At 68.1% G+C, this 1,824-nt stretch carries 2 protein-coding genes; both read right to left on the bottom strand.

What is annotated here, in order from left to right:
* Positions 1-45 precede the first annotated feature (45 nt).
* Positions 46-909 (bottom strand): pseudaminic acid synthase, encoded by an 864-nt coding sequence (gene pseI / locus I71_RS05780; protein ID WP_307188966.1) that lies wholly within the window; start codon positions 907-909, stop codon positions 46-48.
* Positions 910-972: 63 nt separating this feature from the next.
* Positions 973-1,824, bottom strand: an 852-nt coding sequence (locus I71_RS05775) for a glycosyltransferase (protein WP_042692130.1), incomplete at its 5' end; no start/stop codon positions are given.

Below are 1,824 nucleotides of genomic sequence, written 5' to 3'. Positions count from 1 at the left end.
CATAGAGGGAGCGGCGGTAGTCGCCCCCGCCGATTTCGCTGGGCTTCACCGTATAATCGACCCGGCCCATGGCGGCGGTCGCGGTACGGACCGCATCAGCCATCGCCTGAATTCCGCCGGTTCCAGGGAAAAGGCACTGTCGACCCCGCCATCGGCACGCGACAGGGTGAAATGCTTCTCGATCACCGTGGCACCCATCACCGCAGCGGCGACCGGCACGGCGATGCCCTCGCTGTGGTCGGACAGGCCGGCGGTGACGCCGGAGAAGGTCTGCGCCAGATGCGGGATGGTCTGGAGGTTGCAGTCCTCCGGCGGGGTCGGATAGCCGCTGACACAGTGCAGCAGGGCGAGAGGCACGTCGCCGGCTGCCACCACCGCCTCCTCGATCTCACCCAGCGTGGCGAGGCCGGTGGACATGATCAGCGGCTTGCCGGACCGCGCGGCGCGGCGAATCAGGGGCAGATCGATCAGCTCGAAGGACGCGATCTTGAAGGCCGGGGCGTCCAGCTCCTCCAGCAGTTCGATGGCGGTCTCGTCGAAGGGGGAGCTGAAGATTGTCAGTCCCAGCGCCCGCGCCCGTTCGAAAAGCGGGGCGTGCCAGTCCCAGGGCGTGTGCGCCTCGCGATAGAGGTCATGCAGGGTGCGTCCAGCCCACAGCCCGCCCTCAAGACGGAAGCCGGGACCGTCATGGGCGATGGTGATGGTGTCGGCAGTGTAGGTCTGCAGCTTGACCGCGTCGGCCCCCGCCTCCTTCGCCGCGTCCACCAGCGCCAGCGCGCGGCCCAGGTCGCCATTGTGATTGCCCGACATCTCCGCGATCAAGTAGGGCGAATGGCCCGGCCCGATCGGGCGGCCGGCGATCGACATCGGCGGACGGCTGGAGGTGCGGCTGGCGGCGGCGTTCGGCAAGGGACGGCTTTCCAAGCGGGTCGATCTGGTGGGACCAGTCTTTCACGAAAACGTGAAGGAAGGTTAATTTCCGGCGGCCGCTGCATGGCGCAGCAGCTCCCGCGCTTCTTCGCCATAGGCAAGCAGCCGCTCGACGCAGCGGTCGCGGTCGCCGATCTCGGCAAAGCGGGCCTTCGCAGCGCGGCGGGCCCTGGCAAGGGCTTCGGAATCGCTGGCGAGCGCCACCGCGCGCGCCAGATAGGCGTCGCGGTCGGGCACGCAGAATTCCGGGCCGGCATTGCTGGCGACATCGCCCCAGCCATAGCTGATCACCGGCACCCCTTCCGCCAGCGCGTAGGACGCACCGCCGCCGCCTCCCTGGCGTGGCGGATTGAGAAAGACGCCACAGCCGCCATAGAAGGCACGGATGTCCGGGACATGGCCGAGGCAGCGCATGCGGTCGCGATTGTGCAAGGGAGCCAGGCGGCCCGGCAGGTCCCTCACCTCGCCGGCGAAGACCAGCGCGCTGTCGGGGCAGCGGTCCAGGATCTCGTCGAACAGCTCCAGCATCTCCACCGACACTTCCAGATCCAGACGGTTGCCGACCACAGCGAAAAGGAAGGTGCCGGCGGGGAAACCGGTCTCGACGCGCACGCCGGTCGACGGCGGCGGGGTGAAACCGAAGGTGAAGGGACGGAAACGGCGGGCAAAAGGCGCACGGTAGAGCGCCGGGATGGACAGGGTGTGGTCCTTCTCCTCATAGCCCAGAACGATGTGCGCCAGCGAAATCGTGATGCCGGAGGTGGTGGGGATGGCGACCACCGGCCGGGCTTCGGCATCGGCGAACAGGTCGGCAACGATGTTCGACCCGCCGAAGGCGACGATCAGGTCGGGGTCGTAACCGTCGATGGCCTCCACGATGACGCGCAGCTTGCC

This window comes from Azospirillum sp. B506, assembly GCF_000333595.1.
In the GTDB taxonomy this organism is placed as follows: domain Bacteria; phylum Pseudomonadota; class Alphaproteobacteria; order Azospirillales; family Azospirillaceae; genus Azospirillum.
Note: the sequence above shows the minus strand (reverse complement) of the source record. Positions and strands in the feature narration are given on the sequence as shown.